This window comes from Acidimicrobiia bacterium, from assembly GCA_016650365.1.
Taxonomy (GTDB): domain Bacteria; phylum Actinomycetota; class Acidimicrobiia; order Spongiisociales; family JAENVV01; genus JAENVV01.
Genome location: JAENVV010000036.1, coordinates 1 through 17,148, shown reverse-complemented (window position 1 = coordinate 17,148; position 17,148 = coordinate 1). Strand labels below are relative to the sequence as shown.

Below are 17,148 nucleotides of genomic sequence, written 5' to 3'. Positions count from 1 at the left end.
GGATAGGTATAGGTCCCGGGACCATGGTCGTCGCCGATCAGATCGGTCGAATCGATGAAAATCGCCACATCTGAGATGTCCGGGACTTGTAGTCCGAGCGGACCGCCCAGGAAGAACCCCGGGTCGTCACCAACCCGAACGCTGGCCAGCACCGTATCCCCCGACTCAAAAACTCCGATTGACTCAAACGGGATGGCGACTTCGATTCCGACGTCGGAACGGGCGACAGGGACTGGCATGCAGTCATCGGGATTGGCGAGAGTAGCTACACACGACTCGTCGGCCGAGAAGCGGGCCACATGGGTGGCACGAAAGCCGAGCACCTCGCCATCGACGGTGGTACCGAATGACTCGCCAACGCCGGCCAGATATATCTCCAGCGGAGCTGCGAACCTGGTCGAAGAGTCAGGCGGGCCGTCGAATTCGCCGTAGCCGAGGTAGAGCTTCGAACTGTCGAAGGCGTAGAAGAGGGCGGCATCGTCCATGCTGAACATGCCGCCCTCTTCGTAGTCGGTGAAGGATCCGTCGATGATCGGGGTGGTGGCGGCAGTCGCCCCCCGATCCGCCTGGATCGGTTGGACGGGGACGATCGGGACTGAAACGAAGAGGGGCCGATCCATACCGAGGGCGTCATACACCTGGCCGAGCAGTTCCCGGTAGGCGTTATCGAAGTAATTGTCGTTACCTGAGTCCTGGTCGGAGCCGTACCACCAGAACCAATCGGATCCCTCCGCAAACAGCATGCGTTCGTAGGCTGCCTCATAGGTCGCCTCCGAGACGACCGCCTTTGCCTCCCGAAGGTCGGCTCGAACGTCGGCAAGGTAGTCCCAGGCCAACGCTTCTTCGTCTTCGCCGATCCAGGTGGCGAAGTTCGGCTGGAACCAGGCTCCTGGCCAAACCTCGTCGAGGCCCTCCGGATGACTGAATCGGTCAAGGTATTCGCTGGGCGTGATCGTCTTGACGAAGTCGGAGTCGCTGAGCTCGCGATACAGGGCGTTGAGGAACTCCTTGCCGTCGTTGTCGTAATTCTCCCATGCGTTCTCCCCGTCAAGGATGACGGAAACGACGAACGGTTGACCGGCCGCCATCGCCGCTTGCACGTCGACCGCGTCATGAATTGACTTGAGTCTCCGCATGAAATCGGCCGCCGCAGCTTCTCCACTCGATCCCGAATATTCGAACCCGATAAGGTCGGAGAGTCGGTCGTCGCGAAAGAACATGGCGACATCGGGGTTGCGATTGAGCTGAGCACTCCACGGGCGGTAGAGGTCGGCGGCGTCGGTCGGGACGTCGGCGGTGTCGCGTTCGAACGATCCGATGTCGAGGCTCTTGGCCAGGACGCTCTCTCCGGTGCCCACCCACTCAACCCCGTTCTTGGAGAACAAGGACATGACGAGTTGTGCAACGGAGCCTTCTCCAGGCCACATGCCAACCGGTCGACGCCCCAGAAGCCGCTCGGCCGTGTCGAGACCACGAATGACCTGGTCATCGGCATCCGGAATCTCCTGGAACCGGCTGTCGGGAAGCACGGCCGTTGGATCACCGACCGTGGCCAGGTTGGTGTCGGACAGGAGGGGAAGAATCGGGTGGGCCAGTGGAGTGGTGGTGACTTCGATCTGGCCGGAGCTCCATAGCTCCCGATGGAGGGGGAGTACTTCTCCGATGATTCGCAGCTGTTCGTCGAACAACGTGACCTTGTCTTCCTCTGAGAATCCCCGGCCTTTCGTAACGAGTTCATCGAGCGGCGAGACGGTAAGAAAGTCGAGGTCGGTCCACGCCAGATTGAAGAGGATTTGGAGGTCACGCCAATCCGCTGGTTCCCACTGATTCACGGCACCATCGATGCCCAAAGTGGATCGATCATCGGCCAGTTCCTGGTAACGAGGGAACCGGGCGATGATCTTGGGATTGGCGTCGAAGAATCGTTCTGCGATGAACCGTTTGTCGGTTTCGTTCAGGTTGGTCGCTGGTAGTTCCGAGGTCGTCCAGTAAATGTCCTTGGCTCCCGCGGCCAGGTCTTCGAGCTGCAGCATGAGCACCGGCGTCAAATTGAACGTGACCTTGACCTCCGGGTACTTGGCAACGGTCGACGCCATGTCGTAGTAGTCCTTGGTGGCGTGAACCCGCACCCAGGGTCGTGAATAGACGCCGGCCGCGTCCTTCGGGTAGAGCGGTTGGTGTTGATGCCACATAAGGTTCAGGTAGAAACCTGGATCGACCGCGACCGCTGGATCCACGCCGGGGGTGGTCGGTAGTGACTCTGAGGTGGTGGTCGAGGTCTTATCGCTCTTTGGAGTGCACGCCGAAGCGATGAGGGCCAGGACGATGATCGTGGCTAGCCATGGTGCGAATTTGCGCATCAGCGGCTCAATATGGCGGCTTGTCTGGCGGGAATCGTAATTGTTTGTTTTGAGATTTCGGCGCTGCCCCATATGGCTTTGCTCCATCCGTCGTTGATGATGTGGTTCCTGCTGCGTCCGCGATTCATCACGATCAGCAGTCGAGTTTTGTCCTGTCGACGCTCGTAGCTGATCATGTGGCGGGTACTCGGCCCCGGGTGCCAGGTCCCAGTGCGTAACGCCGGGCGTTTTCCTCTGAGGTTGGCAAGGCCTTGGATAAGTTGATGCGTGGGATCGCCGGCCGGGTCCGGACTCCATGGGAAGGTGCCGCGGCTCCCAGGGTCGTTGCCGCCTTCCAGGCCGATCTCGTCGCCGTAGTAGATGCTTGGCGACCCGGGAACGGTGAACTGGCAGACGGTGGCCAGATCGAGGCGCCACCGTTCGCCACCTGCTTCGGTAAGAAACCGGGCGGTGTCGTGGCTGCCGATCAGGTTTTGATTGCACACGGTCGAAGCATGGCCGTACTGGGCCAGCATCGTCCCCATCCGGTCGAGGAATTCGCCCCCGTCGACAAGATCGTGCGCGAAGAATCCCAGACTGATGTCGCGGAACGTGTAGTTCATCGTTGCGTCGAATCGATCACCCTGGAGCCAGCGGGATGCGTCACCCATGACCTCGGCCAACAACAACGCCTCCGGGTTGGCGGCCTTCACCACGGTACGAAAGTCATTCCAGAAGTCCGGGTCGACATATCGGGCGACGTCCATTCTCCACCCGTCGAGCGAGAACTCCCTAATCCAATAGTCGGCGACATCGAGCATGTATTGGCGGGCTTGCGGGTTCGCCAGATTGACCCGTGGCATGGTCGCTACTCCGTACCAGCTGTCATAGCTCGGAACGATCCCGGCTGGTGCTTGCGGATCGTCGACAACTGCCAGACCGGTCTGCTCGACCCAGATTGGCAACCACCCGGCGGCTCCCTTGCTCAGCTTTCGTTGGTTGCGTTTGAGGTGAACTGGCCATTCATTGACAATGAACCAGTCGGCGTACTCCGAATCTGGCCCGTTCTCGATCAAGTCCTGGAACGCAAAGAACTGGGGGTGTACATGATTGAACGAGGCGTCGATCATCACCCGGATGCCGCGCCGGTGGGCACCGTCGATGAGCGCTTTGAGATCCCCGTTGGTACCCAACATCGGGTCGACCTGGTAGTAGTCGATGGCGTCGTAGCGATGATTGGATGGCGACCGGAAGATGGGATTCAAGTAGATCAGATCCACGCCGAGCGATTCGAGGTACTCGAGCTTGGACTGGATGCCGACCAGGTCTCCGCCCCAGAATCCACGAGGCGTTGGCGGACTACCCCAGGACTGGGCGTCGATCGGATCATTGGTGGGGTCGCCGTTTGCGAACCGATCGGGGAAGATCTGATAGATCACCGCCCCATGCGCCCAGGCAGGAGTGGCGAATCGTTCCATCGAGTCGTCGAGCCTCCAGCGGTCCAACCGTTCGACCGCACTTGATATACCGGCCGGTACCCGATAGACGGGCAATCCGGCTCCGGAACGAAACGCAAACGAAAACTCGATGAGGATCTCCGGTGCTGCCAAATTGACCTGCCAGTAGATGAACCGGCGGCCTTTCGAGGAGCGGTGCATGGGGTGACCGGTCACCTGTCCGGCCTGTCGCACGACGAATAACCCGTCGGTTAGTTCGGGCTCGGCCCACACCCGGATCGTGAACGAGCCGTCTCCTTCGCGCTCGAGATGAGCCCGGTTCGTCGGATCGAATCGAATGTCAAAGGGTGTGACATCGCCCGGTAGACCATAGACCCCGAGATCAGAATCGAAGCTCTCCACTATGACCTGGTCAGCCCTTGACCGAACCCTGCGTGAGCCCACCAATGATCTGCTTTTGAGCCACCAGGAACGTGAGGACGATAGGGGCCGCCCCGATAATGGCTGCAGCAGCCAGGTTGCCCCACTTCGCCGAGTAATTGGATTCGACGAAGAGTTGCAGTCCGACCGCCATGGTGAACTCCTGGGTGGACCGCAGGAGGGTTCGAGCCAGGATGTACTCGGAGTAGATATTGATGAATGTGATGATGAAGATCACTGCCAGAACGGGTCTGCTGAGTGGGAATATGATTCTCGAGAAGATTTGCCACGGGTTGGCCCCATCGACCTCGGCTGACTCATCCAACTCCACCGGGATGGTATCCATGAAGCCCTTGATGAGAAAGGCGTTGAATCCGATCGCTCCGCCCAGGTACACCATGATGATGTAGGTCTGTGTATTAAGTCCGGCTGCCGGGAAGATATCGCCGATCTGTTGGGCCAAAAGAAATAGGGCGATGAATCCAAGGAATTGGGGGAAGACCTGAATGAGCAGCAGGCTGAGCAAGCCTGCACGCCGACCCCGGAAGCGCAGGCGCGAGAAAGCGAACGATGCCAGCGCAGCCAGGATGACGTTCAGGCTGGCGGCGACGATTGCGACCCTCCAGGAGTTGAACAACCAGGTCCCGAAGGGCGTCAGGTCGGACTCGAATAGTTCTGTGAAGTTGTCGAACGTGAAACCCCGTGGGATCAGCCGGGCTGCCGACAAGTTGTCAACCGGATTGAAGGCTGCAGAGAGCACCCAGACCACTGGATAGAGAGCAAAGAACGCGGCGATGATAAGCACGATGTGTCGCCAGCCGATCTCGCGGATCCACCGTTTGGCCGACATCCGATTGGCGGCCACGGGACTTCCGGCCTCGTTAGTTGCCATAGATGCTCTCCAGGCGTTTGGTGAATCGGAAGCTGAAGGCGGAAATGGCGGCCAGGGCAACGAAGATCATGATCACGATCGCCGATCCGAGCGCGAAATTGTTCCCCCGGCCGGAATTGACGGCCAGGTCGAACGTGAAAGAGATCAGGATGTCCGTTTCCCCAACCGGGACCGGCGCACCGATCACCGCCGGTCCGCCATCGGTGAGCAAGAAAATGAGCACGAAGTTGTTGAAGTTGAAGGCAAACGAGCCAATCAGCAGCGGAGCCGTCGAGACGAGCAGTAAGGGGAGCGTGATGGACCGAAACACCCGCCATGCGCTCGCCCCGTCGACCATGGCGGCTTCTTTGAGCTCATTCGGGATAGCTTGGAGAGCCCCGGACATGATCAAGAACATGTAGGGAAATCCCAGCCAGGTGTTCACTCCAAGAACGGCGATTTTGGCCCAGGTCCCGTCGGTGAGCCACGGGACTCCGCTGCCGCCGAGAGACTCGATGAGCGCGTTGACCTGGCCGAAGTTGGCGTTGAGTAGACCGCGCCAAACGATGATCGACAGGAACGCCGGAATTGCGTATGGGATGATGAAGATTGAGCGATAGAAGGCCTTGCCGCGCATTTTGTCGTGCTGGAGGGCGTTGGCGAGTGCCAGTCCGAGGGAGAAGGTGAGAAGAACGGACATGACGGCGAAGACGATGTTCCAGTTGAACACCTTTATGAATGCGGCCCTGATCCTTTGATCTCCAAAGATGCGTTGGTAGTTGTCGAAGCCGGTTACGACTCTCCACCCCGGGTCGAGGCGTTGCCCGTCACAAACGAAGTTTCCCCGCTCGGTGACACAGGTCACATCGCGCAGTGCGTCGTACAAGGTGTCAGTCTCTGCGTCGTACTTGTACCGCTGGCCTGCCTGGATGAGTCGGGCTGACGAGGTTGTTTGGGCCTGAATGACCCCCCCGGGTATGTCAAGCACCAGGGCTTCGATCTGGCCGGCAATTCCCAGCAGTTCCCGCAGTCCGAGCTTGCTGTAGTCGTTGATCACGTCGGGTAGATCTCCGGTGAGGTCGATGCCGGTGGTGTCGATCAGGGCATCTTCGATCGGTTCCTCCGAAGACTGCCGGGCGATACCGAAGTACGTGGCACCATCGGGTTGGCGAGCGAGGAAAGCCAATCCCTCGGGACCGTCGTAGATGGCGAGTTCGAGATTGGTACCTTCGCCTTCTACCCGGATGACCTCATTCTCGAGATTGGTGATGACCTGTTGCTGGCTGAGTACGTTGCCAGTAGCCCAGTTCGTAACCGAGACGTATCCGGTGTAGATGATGGGCCAGACTACGAAGATTGTCACAAAAACCAGGCCGGGGGCTAACCACTTGCCAGCGTTGGACCGGGGAGAGAGATAAGCCCAGTTGATGAGCAGAACATTCAGTCCGAGCAGCCCGAACAGCATCCACGATTGATTGGCAACTAGGACTGGGATGGCGGCGATGAAGGCGGCATCGATGAGGCCGACCACCACGAGCTTCAGCCAGAAACCCGGACTTAACGAAAACGAGGACGCGCTCCGTTTTGGAGTCACGCCCTCGCTATTCGTCATTGTCTAGATCCTACTTTGTCTACTGGTTGACCGCTTCGCGTACTGCGGTTGCGGCGTTGACCATGGCAGTCTCTGCATCGACTGTGCCGTTGCGGATCGCAGCCATGTTGTCGCCCAACGCACCCCAAACCGCCCCCATTTCAGGGATGTTCGGAATCGGAACACCGTCGGCAGCCGAGGCGCCGAAAGTGGAGATGGCGGCGTCATCTGCCGTCGCTGCGATGATGGCGTTATGAACCGGCGGACGACCGTCGGCGGCGAACATTGCAGCCATGCCTTCCTCGGTGGCCATGAAGTCCAACAAGAACGTCTGGGCAACCAGTTTGTTCTCAGAGAACGAACTTAGGAAGAACCCCTGAACACCGACGAAGGGCTTGGGTGTACCGTCAGCGATCTTGGGTAGCTTGGCAACTGCCCAGTTCACGGTGTCCTGGTCGTTCAGTGCACCGAGTTCCCATGGGCCGGTAATCCAGAATGGTTCGGTTCCTTCAAGGAACTGATTCTTCGCACCGTCGTAGTTGACGGAAGCCATCACACCGTCTTTGACAAGGGTCTCGAGGGCCAGGGCGCCGGAGATGGCCCCTGCCGAGTCAAGACCGACATCTGTCGGATCGTAGATGCCATCGGTCGAGGCGAAGACGTAGCCGCCCGCCGCCGAAACAAACGGGTACATGTGGTAGGCGTCGGTACCATCGCCCCCGCCTGTCACGCCTATGCAGTTGGTGATGTCCACCATGTCGGCACAAGCTGCCGCAGCATCTTCCATCGTGGCAGGGGCTTCCGGTGCCAGGTCGGTGTTGTAATACAGGGCAATCGCCTCGACCGCATAGGGCAGTCCGTACAGGGTTCCATTAAAAGTCAAGCCATCCTTGGCCGATGCAATGAAGTCGTCGGCTTTGGCGCCTAGGTCGATTGGTTCCAGGATGCCGTTGGTGGCCAATTCACCCACCCAGTCGGATGCTCCGATGAAGATATCCGGGCCTTCGCCAGCAGGTCCGGCGACGCCGACCTGGTCTTTCATGGCTCCGAAATCCACTAGTTCGATGATCACGTCAACGCCAGTTTTGTCTTCGAATGCAGGTATAACCTCTTCGATGGCTTTCGCACGGTTTTCGTCGGCCCAAATGACCAACTCGACCATCGGGGCGGCTTCGGTTGTGGTGGTTACGGCTTGTGTGGTAGTTGTGGTCTCGGCGATCACGCTGGTGGTGGTATCGCCGGCATCGACGGTCTCTTCGCCGGAACCGCAGGCAGCAAGCACCAACGCGAACACGGTCAAGAGTGCCAGCCAGATCACTGGTTTCTTTTGCACAGTATTTTTCTCCTTATGGGCATTTCTGAACGCGGCCACCCAACGTGTCGATGGAGTGGCGCGATGTGAGTAAAGCACACTCGGGGCAGGTCGGTAAATGGTCAGAAGACCCGTTCTCGGACCCGAAGGTCGGTGGTGAGCAGGCTCCGGGCGCTCGCCATCGTCACCAGCAGCACCGAGGTCGTCACCGAACCGAGTATCAGGTACATCACGACCAGTTGAATGAGCACCGCCTGGATGGGATCGACGCCTGCCAGAAGCAGCCCGGTCATGGCACCAGGGAGCGCGATAAGTCCGACGACTTTGGTGCGTTCGAGTTGGGGGATGAGTGCCGATCGGGCGACGATCGCACCGATCACCTTCGCCACCTGGGTTCGTCCGAAGCCGAGTGCCAGCATTCCTTCGAGCTCCCCCCGACCGGTCACCAGGTATTCGTTGGTGCGGGTTACCGCCAGAACCGTGGCGGGCATCGTGTTGCCGACGGTGATGCCGGCCGTAACGATGAGGCTGACCGGTGTGAAATCGAGGACGCCGAGGCCGAACACCACGAGCAGGCTGACGGCGGTCGACCCACCGATTGCCAATAGACCGATGTTGCGAATTCGGTAGTCACCTTTGGCTCGTTGTCTCACGACTTCGGCTGAGTAGCCAACCATCCCCGCCACCCAGATCCAGGGTAGGAAACGAGAATCAAAAACCAGGGTGAGGACGAGGCCGGCCGCCAGTAACTGGACCGCCGCCCTGATCGACGCCCAGATGATGGTCCGTTCGAGGTCGAGGCCTCGCCAGACCGACACGCCGATGGCTACCCCGACAAGCGTTAGGGAGGCTAGGACCGCCCAGTAGTCGAGGTTGGCTTGTGACACGGCGTGATACTGCCAGATGTGTCGGGACTCTGGGGCAACCTTCTGGTTGGTCAGGAACTGTTATCTAATCGAAACACGCCCGAAACATCGATCTTCGATCCTGAAGGTGGCGACTGACGAGGAGTGACTATGGATTCGGGAAACGCAGCCTGGCTACTCATGGCGAGTGCGATGGTGCTCTTCATGACGCCCGGCTTGGCCTTCTTTTACGGTGGCATGGTCCGGTCGAAGAACGTCTTGAACATGCTCATGAAGAACTTCTTTACGATCGCCCTCATCACCCCGCTCTGGGTCATTGGCGGGTACAGCCTGGCCTTCGGGGAAAGCTCGGGAGGCTTGATCGGAGACTTTTCCCACTTCATGTTCCGGGACCTGGCCGGCGATGATCTGCTGTTCGCAATGTTCCAAATGACGTTCGCCATCATTACTCCGGCATTGATTACCGGGGCGGTCGCCGAACGCCTGAAGTTTTCGGCCTATGCCTGGTTCGCGTCGATCTGGTCCCTCGTTGTCTACTCGCCGGTGGCTCACTGGGTATGGAACGCCGACGGCTGGATTTACAAGTATGGGGCACTGGACTTTGCGGGCGGCCTCGTCGTTCACATCAATGCCGGCGTGGCGGCGCTGGCCTTGGTCCTGGTCCTCGGACCCCGATTGGGCTTCGGTCGAGACGCCATCCGGCCTCATTCCCTCCCGCTCACGCTGCTCGGAACGGGCATTTTGTGGTTCGGCTGGTTCGGATTCAACGCCGGTTCGGCGTTGGCGGCCAATGAGCAGGCGGTCACGGCCATGGTCGCGACTCAGATTGGAGCATCGCTGGGAGCGCTCGGTTGGGTGGCGGCAGAATGGAAGAAGACCGGGTATCCGACGACGCTCGGAGCCGCCTCAGGCGCCGTCGCCGGCCTGGTGGCGATTACGCCCGCGGCGGGGTTTGTGACTCCGGGCGGAGCCATGGCCATCGGAGCCATAGCCGGCGTCGTCTGTTTCTGGGCGGTTGGTCTCAAGGCACGCTTCGGATACGACGACTCGCTCGACGTGGTTGGAGTTCATCTGGTTGGTGGGATAATCGGATCGCTGCTGGTTGGCCTGTTTGCATCCGCGGGCGGTGGTCTGTTCTACGGGGGTGGTATCTCGCTGCTCGTCAAACAGCTGGTGGTCACCGTGGCCGTGCTCGTGTTCAGCTTTGTCATGAGCTACCTCCTCGCCAGAATCCTTGACAAGACCATGGGCCTCCGGGTCGAAGAGCGACAAGAGGTAGAAGGTCTGGACATCACGCTGCATGAAGAGCGCGGCTACATTCTCAACGAGTAGAGGTAGGTTCCCATGAAGCTAGTGATCGCGTTTATCAAGCCGCACACCTTGGACGCCGTGAAGGATGCGCTGACCGAGGTCGGCGTCACCGGGATGTCGACCAGCGAGGTGCGTGGGTTTGGTCGGCAATCGGGCCATACCGAGGTGTATCGAGGGGCTGAGTACAAGGTTGACTTCGTGGCCAAAACTCGGATCGATGTGATGGTCGACGATCACCACGTCGCCGCGGTCGTCTCAGCCATTGAAGGAGCCGCCCGGACCGGGGAAATCGGCGATGGCAAGATTGCCGTTGTCCCTCTTGACGAGGTGGTTCGGATCCGTACCGGTGAGCGGGGCCCTGACGCTCTCTGATATCGCCCAGGCGGTGTCGCGGCGCCGTAACCTAGACCCAGGAGGTTGATCTCGTGAGCTGGCGTGACGGTGGTGGATTGGCGATCCGGGGGCGAGCCCTGGTAGATCAGTTCCGCTCGAGTTTGTTCGGCGTGCCGGTTCTGTGGATGGTGGTGACCATTGTTCTCTCGCGGCTGGTTATCGAGCTGGATAGCTCAGCCGATCCGATCAGCCTGCCGCCGCTGATCTTGACGACCGTCGACAGCGCTCGGGCAATCTTGAGCGCCATAGCGAGCGGGACGATTACGGCCGCCTCCGTCGTATTTTCTTTGACATTGGTGGCAATCCAACTGTCCTCTTCGGTGTATTCGTCCCGGGTAATGAGAATCTTTCTGCGAGATCCCTTCCAGCAGAACATGATCGGTCTGGTCCTGAGTGCGTTCGTATTTAGTGTGCTGGTATTGCGCGAGGTACGCGGCCCGCTTGAGGAAGGAGGTGCTCGGTACCTACCAAGCATCGCCGTCGCAGTGGCAATCGTCTTTGCTATGGCTGCGCTGCTGGCTCTTCTGGCTTCCATCAATCACACAGCCCAACAGTTACGGGTGTCAACCGTCTCAAGAGAGCTCACCCGCCAGGTGCTGGCGGTTGTGGCAGACCGGTTTCGAGATCCTTCCGGCGATTCGGCCTTGGCTGACCATGTTGGAGAGTCAGATACCGGTTCCGTCGAATTCCCCAGCTTTCCAGCAAGTCCGGGAACGGTCGTGACCGCGAGCAGGTCGGGTTGGGTACAGCAGATCAGCTTGCAGGCCCTGTTGGAAACAGTTGAGCCGCATGACGCCATTCGGATCGAAGTCGCGGCGGGAATGTACGTATATGCCGATGCTCCGCTTGTGACGATCTGGACCTCGGAACCAAGCTCGCTCAATGGTCTTGAGAAGCGGGTCCGCGAAGCATTTGGGGTGGGGGACCAACGGACTCTTCAACAAGATGTGGTTTTCGGTCTGGTCATGCTCGAAGATATCGCCCTAAGGGCCCTGTCTCCGGCTGTGAACGATCCCAACACTGCCCACGTGGTAATCACCCAGATGGGCGAGGTGGTCCTACAGATCTTGAGCCGGAAGGTGCCAGCACGGTTTGTAGTGGTAGATGATCGAAGGATCTTCAGGCCGTTTGAGCCGACCCACTATGACTTTGTAACATTGGCGTTTGATCAGATCTGCGCCTGCGCCCGGTCCCAGGTAACCGTACTGGCGTCGATTCTCGTCACTCTCCAGACCGTCCGGGCCGAGCTTGTCCGGCGGGACCGGGTAACCCGGGAGGCCCTGGAAGCGCTTCAGCACCAAGTTGGGTCCGTGATCACCGAGATCCGACTGTCGGGAGCCTCGGAGGAGAGTAAGGCCAGTGCTCTGGCGCTGCTGGACCGGACCGCTTGGCACCTGGATGGCTGATCAGGAGCTGCCCGGCAGAGCTCCAGATCTCTTTCTCGACCTGCGACGTCAGTTCGCCACCCAACGTCCTCCCGGTGGTGGTCGGGAGATCTGTGACCGCCTGGCCGCCGCCCTCGATCAGCTCATTGCCGGCTTGGCAGGAGATGAACCGTCGTACGCGGTCGCGGCGGTCGGAGGATATGGCCGGGGCGAGATGTGCCTGGGGTCCGACATCGACCTTATGACGATTCATGCCGGCCGACCAGACCCCGCGGCGGTCTCGGCTCTCCTGTACCCGTTGTGGGACGCCAAGCTTGTGGTGGGCCACGCCTCGCGTACGGTTCGGGAAGTTGCCGCCGCGGGACGCGATTCGATGGAAACGCTGAGCGCCCTGATGACGATGCGTTTCGTGACAGGTGATGGGGCGATCTACGAAGAAGCAGTCGAAGCTGTGAAGAAGCTGGTGAAACAGCAATCGGGGCGGATCAGCGAAGTGCTCCAATCCGAAGAGGTAGATCGGCGCCGGGCCGAGCCCTATTGGTTGCTGGCCGCCGATCTCAAGCAGGGTCGCGGTGGTCTGCGCACTCTCCAGGCCGTCGCCCTCGATCGTTCGCGCAGTGGAGCCGATGGCGAGCCGATTGCCCCGGTCGTCGACGAGCTTCTCGATGTCCGGAACGCCATTCAGGCCGTCTCGGGCTTTGAGGTGCGCAAACCTGGTAATCGGTATACCTTTGAGGTTCGGGAAGCTGTGGCTGCCTGGCTTGGCCAGGAAGTCATCGAGGTTGGGACCCGACTTCAGGCAGCCCGGCGAACCGCCGAGTGGTTGGCCGACCATCAGTTCCCTCGCCTGGGCACGTCCCCGGACCCGGTGGCGGGGGTGGGGCGCTGGTTGGTTCGGGCGTTGCGCCGCCCGTCGACCGAGACCTATTCGTCCGCCTTCGCACAGGCTGCCGGCGCGCTCGATGGTCGGGCCGGAGCTTCGTTCTCGCCATCGGAAGAGCAGGCGATACGGACCGCGGGACCACCGCTTTGGTCAGATGGAGATCGGGCGCTGTTTGTCCGGCTACTGGCGGCCGGTGATCACGGTCGGGCTATTGTTGAACGGCTTCATGATTTCGGATGGTTGGCAAAGGCGATCCCGGAGTGGGTGGAATCGGTCGATCGACCGCACCTCGTGCCGTTCCATGCCTACACGGTGGGAGGCCATCATTGGTCGACGGTCGATGAGATTCTCAGCCTCATCGACGACGACGATCCCTTACTCACCGCGATCACCGACGAACTCGGATCAGTCGACGACCTGCTGGTGGCCGGTTTCTTTCACGACATTGGGAAGTCACGGCCAGGAGATCATTCGACGGTTGGCGCCGAAATGATGGGCACCTTTACGGGCAGGGCCCATTACGGTCTAGTCAGCCGTCGTCGGCTCGGGGACGCAGTTCGTCTGCATCTGTTGATCCCTGACTCGGCGGTCGGGAGAGATATCGATGACCGGGCTGTTATTCGGGAAATCGGTGAACAGATTGGCGATCATCAGCTTCTCAGGTTGTTGTATCTGCTTTCGATCGCAGATGCCCGTTCGACCGGGCCGCACATGCTCACCGCTTGGAAAGCCAACCTGATGCGGCAACTCTTTCAAAGAGTCGAGGAGCAATTGACAGGGTCGACATCCGAGGTAGCCGAGTCGACGATTGTCGAGGCGGCCGGCGGTTCGATCGGACCGGGGCGGGTATCGGCTTTCCTGGCGAGCATGCCATCGGTGTACACCGACCGGTTCAGCGTCGAAGAGATCGCCCAGCATCTACATGTCACCAGTCCACCCCCGCGCCAGGGGGAGATTCGCTGGAGTATCGAGCACCTCAGTGGCGCTACTTCATTGGTGTTGGCAGCCCTCGATCAGCCGGGTCTGATTGTGCGTGTCGCCGGGACGTTGGCGTCCTACGGCGTAGAGATTCTTGATGCGCGACTCGTGACGAGCGATACGGGGGTTGGGGTTGACACCTTTCACCTTCAAGACGCCCTACAGGGTGGTCCGGTGGCAGAGGCCAAGCTCGCGCAGGTTCGCCGGGATCTGACCACCGGATCTGACTATCTAGCCCGCCTTGACGAACGCCGTCGCCACTACGGCTCCACTCCCAGGGGAGGCGAGGTCATGTCGTATCGAGACGGTCCGGGTTCGGTGGTGGAGGTCAGGGCCCTAGATCGAATCGGCCTTCTTCACGACGTAGCTGCGGTCATTTCGGCAACCGGGGCTTCGATTCACCTCGCCAAGATCCGATCCAGAGGGGACCTGGCGATCGAGACCCTCTGGCTGCGAGATCCCCTCACCGGGGCACCGCTTGGCGACGATCGACTCGAGGCGATCGCCCGCAAGCTCACCGCCGCACTTCAATCCTCCTAACGCTGCCCGGAACCCGGAGGCACGCCCCTAAATCAAGGAAATTGTCATAAATGCCGAAAAAGGGGTTCACAAACGATTGAACATGTGTCATATTGGGACAGCGTCCCGGTTGGAAAGGTTTCCATCTGGATGCGCACTCCCCCTGCATATAAAAGGACTTTTCCGCATGGCTGCAACTGACCCTGCGCGGGCTAAGGCTCGCAAGGCGCCCGCTCGGGCATCCAAGCTCACAGATGAGCGTGGACGACTGACCACTGACCTCGTTTCGCAGTACTTAACTGCCATCGGCGAGTACGACCTTCTTACTGCCGAACAGGAAGTTGAACTAGCCCAGCTCATCGAAACTGGCGAAGAAGCCGTTGGTCGTCTCGAAGCCGGCGACTTCAAGGGTAAAAAGGCTGAGATCGAATTGCGAAGGAAGATTCGCAAGGGTCGCGAAGCCAAAGATGCTTTCCTGACCGCCAACCTCCGTCTCGTCGTCGCCAACGCCCGCCGGTATGCAAACACCTCAGGCATCGACTTTCTCGACCTCATTCAAGAAGGCAACCTCGGTCTCATTCGTGCCGTCGAAAAGTTCGACTGGCGCAAAGGCTTCAAATTCTCGACGTACGCCACCTGGTGGATCCGTCAGGCCATCACGAGGGCTATCGCTGATAAGTCCCGGACGGTCAGAATCCCTGTCCACCTCCACGACACGCTCGCCGCGGTCCGGGCCGCTCAGGCCAGCCTCAAGGCAGAGCTCGGACGCGATCCCAAGCCGGACGAGATCGCTGAAGAAGCCGGTGTCACGGTTGACAAAGTCGAACTCGCTCTGAGTGTTGCGGACACCGTCTCGCTCGAACAGCCAGTCGGAGAAGACGGCGCTCAACTGGGTGACTTCATTGAAGACGAAGACGCCGCCGATCCAGTCCTCATTACCGAAGAAATGGACGTTGCGAACAGCCTCCGGGTTTCGATCGAACGCCTACCGGATCGTGAGGGACGGATCCTGGCGCTTCGGTACGGGTTCTATGACGGTGTGCCCCGCACGCTTGAGGAAATCGGCGACGAGTTCAACCTCACCCGTGAGCGTATCCGCCAGCTGGAAAAGCTCGCCTTGTGTCGTCTCCGTCACCCTTCGTTCGGGATCCGCGAACAAGACCTTATCTAGGACACTCGGCCTGCGCGATAGGCCATCCTGCTCTACGTCCTTCACGACCTTCGGGGTACTGTTGAGCGCAGGAGGTCGCGCCATGAAGTTGAGGGATCTGATCGAGAATTCTGCCGAGACCATGGGTCCGGCGTCCACGCTACGCGAAGCAGCCATGGCCATGGTGGCCGGTGAAGTCGGGTCCATGGGTGTGATCGACGACGGTGCCCTCATCGGCATCTTGACCGAACGAGACATCCTTGATGCGGTCGCCATGGGGGTTGATTTCGACCAGGCAGTGGTGGGTAATCACATGACCCGCAACCCCGATGTGTTCTCGCCCGACACCGACGTTGCCCAGGTTGCCGAGTGGCTCCTTGAGACGGGTTACCGTCACGTACCGGTGGTGGACGATGACATTTCGGCCATCTTGTCGATTCGCGACATCCTGGCGGCGTTGGTAGATCCTGGCAGGATCCAGACCCTCTATCCCTAGTTGGTAGGTCATCGGTCTGGGTAAACCGAGCGGCTATCTTTCTGCTGCAGCCAGGTTGACGCTGCAGAACGAGGTTTCATTGAAGACAGTGCTGGTAACCGGTGGGGCAGGCTACATCGGGTCGGTAACGACTGATTTGCTGATCGGTCGAGGTGATCGAGTAGTCGTCATCGATGATTTGTCACGCGGGCAATTGGAAAACGTGCATGATGATGCCGTATTCGTCCAGGCCGATATCGGTGATAGAGGAGTGGTCGAGGCGATCGTCGACGAATACGACCCCGATGCGGTTATTCACTTCGCCGGCTACATCGCCGTTGGTGAATCCGTCCGCAACCCGGGGCCCTATCTCGATCGAAACGTGGCCCGATCCACGATGTTCCTCGATTCGCTGATTCGACATGACGTTTCGAACGTTGTGTTCTCAAGTTCGGCCGCGGTGTACGGACAGCCGAAGATGGTTCCGATTGACGAGAACGAGGACAAGCAGCCCACCTCTCCATATGGCTGGACCAAATGGGCGTTCGAGCAGATACTCGGCTTTTATGAGGTCGCCCACGGAACCCGACATGTGGCACTCCGCTACTTCAACGCCGCCGGCGCATCTGAGCGTCGGGTTGAGCGGCACGATCCGGAAACCCATCTCATACCAAACATCCTGGAATCTGCCTCTGGGGGAAAGACGGTTTCGGTGTTCGGAACCGACTATCCCACCCCCGATGGCACCGCCATTCGTGACTATGTCCATGTGGTTGATCTCGCCGATGCTCATCTGCGAGCGGTTGACTACCTCGTCGACGGGGGAGCGTCGATCGCGATGAATCTCGGGTCGGGCATCGGCTTCTCGGTGATGGAGGTTATCGAGACCGTTCGTCGCGTCACCGCCCGTGAGGTCCCGGTCGAATATGGGGATCGCCGGGCCGGGGACCCTCCCGAACTGGTCGCTGATCCATCGTTGGCCCGTCAGGTGCTGGCCTGGGAGGCAAACCAATCAGATCTCGAGAATATCGTTCGGTCTTCGTGGGAGATTCGGCTGGCCTAGGCCCCAGGAGACGGAAGGTCCAGGAGGCAGGAGAGATCGTGGCCGATAATCTCCGGCGGTTTGGTTGGTACCCCCCAGATCGCTCCGGGGCGGGCGATGAAGGCTGCCTGACCGCCAACGGATTGTGCCCCGAGG

At 59.8% G+C, this 17,148-nt stretch carries 13 protein-coding genes; 7 read left to right on the top strand and 6 right to left on the bottom strand.

Annotated features, from left to right (window positions below; all coding sequences use genetic code 11):
• From JJE47_02355 to JJE47_02330, 6 genes are all read right to left on the bottom strand, one after another.
• A partial coding sequence (locus JJE47_02355) for a glycoside hydrolase (protein MBK5266253.1) occupies nt 1–2,360 on the bottom strand: 2,360 nt, incomplete at its 3' end.
• The gene (locus tag JJE47_02350; GenBank protein ID MBK5266252.1) at nt 2,360–4,198 is read right to left on the bottom strand and encodes an alpha-glycosidase; all 1,839 of its coding nucleotides are present in this window, start codon (nt 4,196–4,198) and stop codon (nt 2,360–2,362) included. The genes JJE47_02350 and JJE47_02355, both read right to left, overlap by 1 nt.
• A 10-nt stretch (nt 4,199–4,208) precedes the next feature.
• A complete protein-coding gene (locus tag JJE47_02345; GenBank protein MBK5266251.1) occupies nt 4,209–5,066 on the bottom strand; it encodes an ABC transporter permease subunit in 858 nt (285 codons plus the stop codon).
• A 31-nt stretch (nt 5,067–5,097) separates the two neighbouring features.
• On the bottom strand, nt 5,098–6,699 hold the full coding sequence (locus tag JJE47_02340) for an ABC transporter permease subunit (protein ID MBK5266250.1): 1,602 nt from the start codon (nt 6,697–6,699) through the stop codon (nt 5,098–5,100).
• Between the two features lie 19 nt (nt 6,700–6,718).
• Nucleotides 6,719–8,011, bottom strand: a complete 1,293-nt coding sequence (locus JJE47_02335) for an extracellular solute-binding protein (protein MBK5266249.1) — start codon at nt 8,009–8,011, stop codon at nt 6,719–6,721.
• 101 nt (nt 8,012–8,112) lie between these two features.
• Nucleotides 8,113–8,877, bottom strand: a complete 765-nt coding sequence (locus JJE47_02330) for an ABC transporter permease (GenBank protein ID MBK5266248.1) — start codon at nt 8,875–8,877, stop codon at nt 8,113–8,115.
• A 129-nt stretch (nt 8,878–9,006) separates the two neighbouring features.
• Between JJE47_02330 and JJE47_02325 the strand changes: the two genes are divergently transcribed.
• The 7 genes from JJE47_02325 to galE all read left to right on the top strand — a co-directional run bounded on the left by JJE47_02325 (nt 9,007) and on the right by galE (nt 17,013).
• On the top strand, nt 9,007–10,188 hold the full coding sequence (locus JJE47_02325; protein MBK5266247.1) for an ammonium transporter: 1,182 nt from the start codon (nt 9,007–9,009) through the stop codon (nt 10,186–10,188).
• Between the two features lie 12 nt (nt 10,189–10,200).
• Nucleotides 10,201–10,539 (top strand): P-II family nitrogen regulator, encoded by a 339-nt coding sequence (locus JJE47_02320; GenBank protein ID MBK5266246.1) that lies wholly within the window; start codon nt 10,201–10,203, stop codon nt 10,537–10,539.
• 53 nt (nt 10,540–10,592) lie between these two features.
• A complete protein-coding gene (locus tag JJE47_02315; protein ID MBK5266245.1) occupies nt 10,593–11,966 on the top strand; it encodes a DUF2254 domain-containing protein in 1,374 nt (457 codons plus the stop codon).
• On the top strand, nt 11,920–14,346 hold the full coding sequence (locus JJE47_02310) for an HD domain-containing protein (GenBank protein MBK5266244.1): 2,427 nt from the start codon (nt 11,920–11,922) through the stop codon (nt 14,344–14,346). The genes JJE47_02315 and JJE47_02310 overlap by 47 nt, the downstream gene beginning before the upstream one ends.
• A 166-nt stretch (nt 14,347–14,512) precedes the next feature.
• A complete protein-coding gene (locus tag JJE47_02305) occupies nt 14,513–15,496 on the top strand; it encodes a sigma-70 family RNA polymerase sigma factor (protein MBK5266243.1) in 984 nt (327 codons plus the stop codon).
• Between the two features lie 82 nt (nt 15,497–15,578).
• Entirely contained in the window at nt 15,579–15,971 is a 393-nt protein-coding gene (locus JJE47_02300; GenBank protein ID MBK5266242.1) for a CBS domain-containing protein, read from the top strand.
• A 79-nt stretch (nt 15,972–16,050) separates the two neighbouring features.
• Nucleotides 16,051–17,013 carry a UDP-glucose 4-epimerase GalE gene (galE, locus tag JJE47_02295; GenBank protein ID MBK5266241.1) on the top strand — a complete coding sequence of 321 codons (963 nt, stop codon included), beginning with the start codon at nt 16,051–16,053 and terminating at the stop codon, nt 17,011–17,013.
• Nucleotides 17,014–17,148 lie beyond the last annotated feature (135 nt).

Coding starts and splice junctions, on each gene's coding strand:
- JJE47_02305 (MBK5266243.1), top strand. CDS start 14,513: ATGGCTGCAACTGACCCTGCGCGGGCTAAGGCTCGCAAGGCGCCCGCT.
- JJE47_02345 (MBK5266251.1), bottom strand. CDS start 5,066: ATGTCGGCCAAACGGTGGATCCGCGAGATCGGCTGGCGACACATCGTG.
- JJE47_02320 (MBK5266246.1), top strand. CDS start 10,201: ATGAAGCTAGTGATCGCGTTTATCAAGCCGCACACCTTGGACGCCGTG.
- JJE47_02340 (MBK5266250.1), bottom strand. CDS start 6,699: ATGACGAATAGCGAGGGCGTGACTCCAAAACGGAGCGCGTCCTCGTTT.
- JJE47_02325 (MBK5266247.1), top strand. CDS start 9,007: ATGGATTCGGGAAACGCAGCCTGGCTACTCATGGCGAGTGCGATGGTG.
- JJE47_02300 (MBK5266242.1), top strand. CDS start 15,579: ATGAAGTTGAGGGATCTGATCGAGAATTCTGCCGAGACCATGGGTCCG.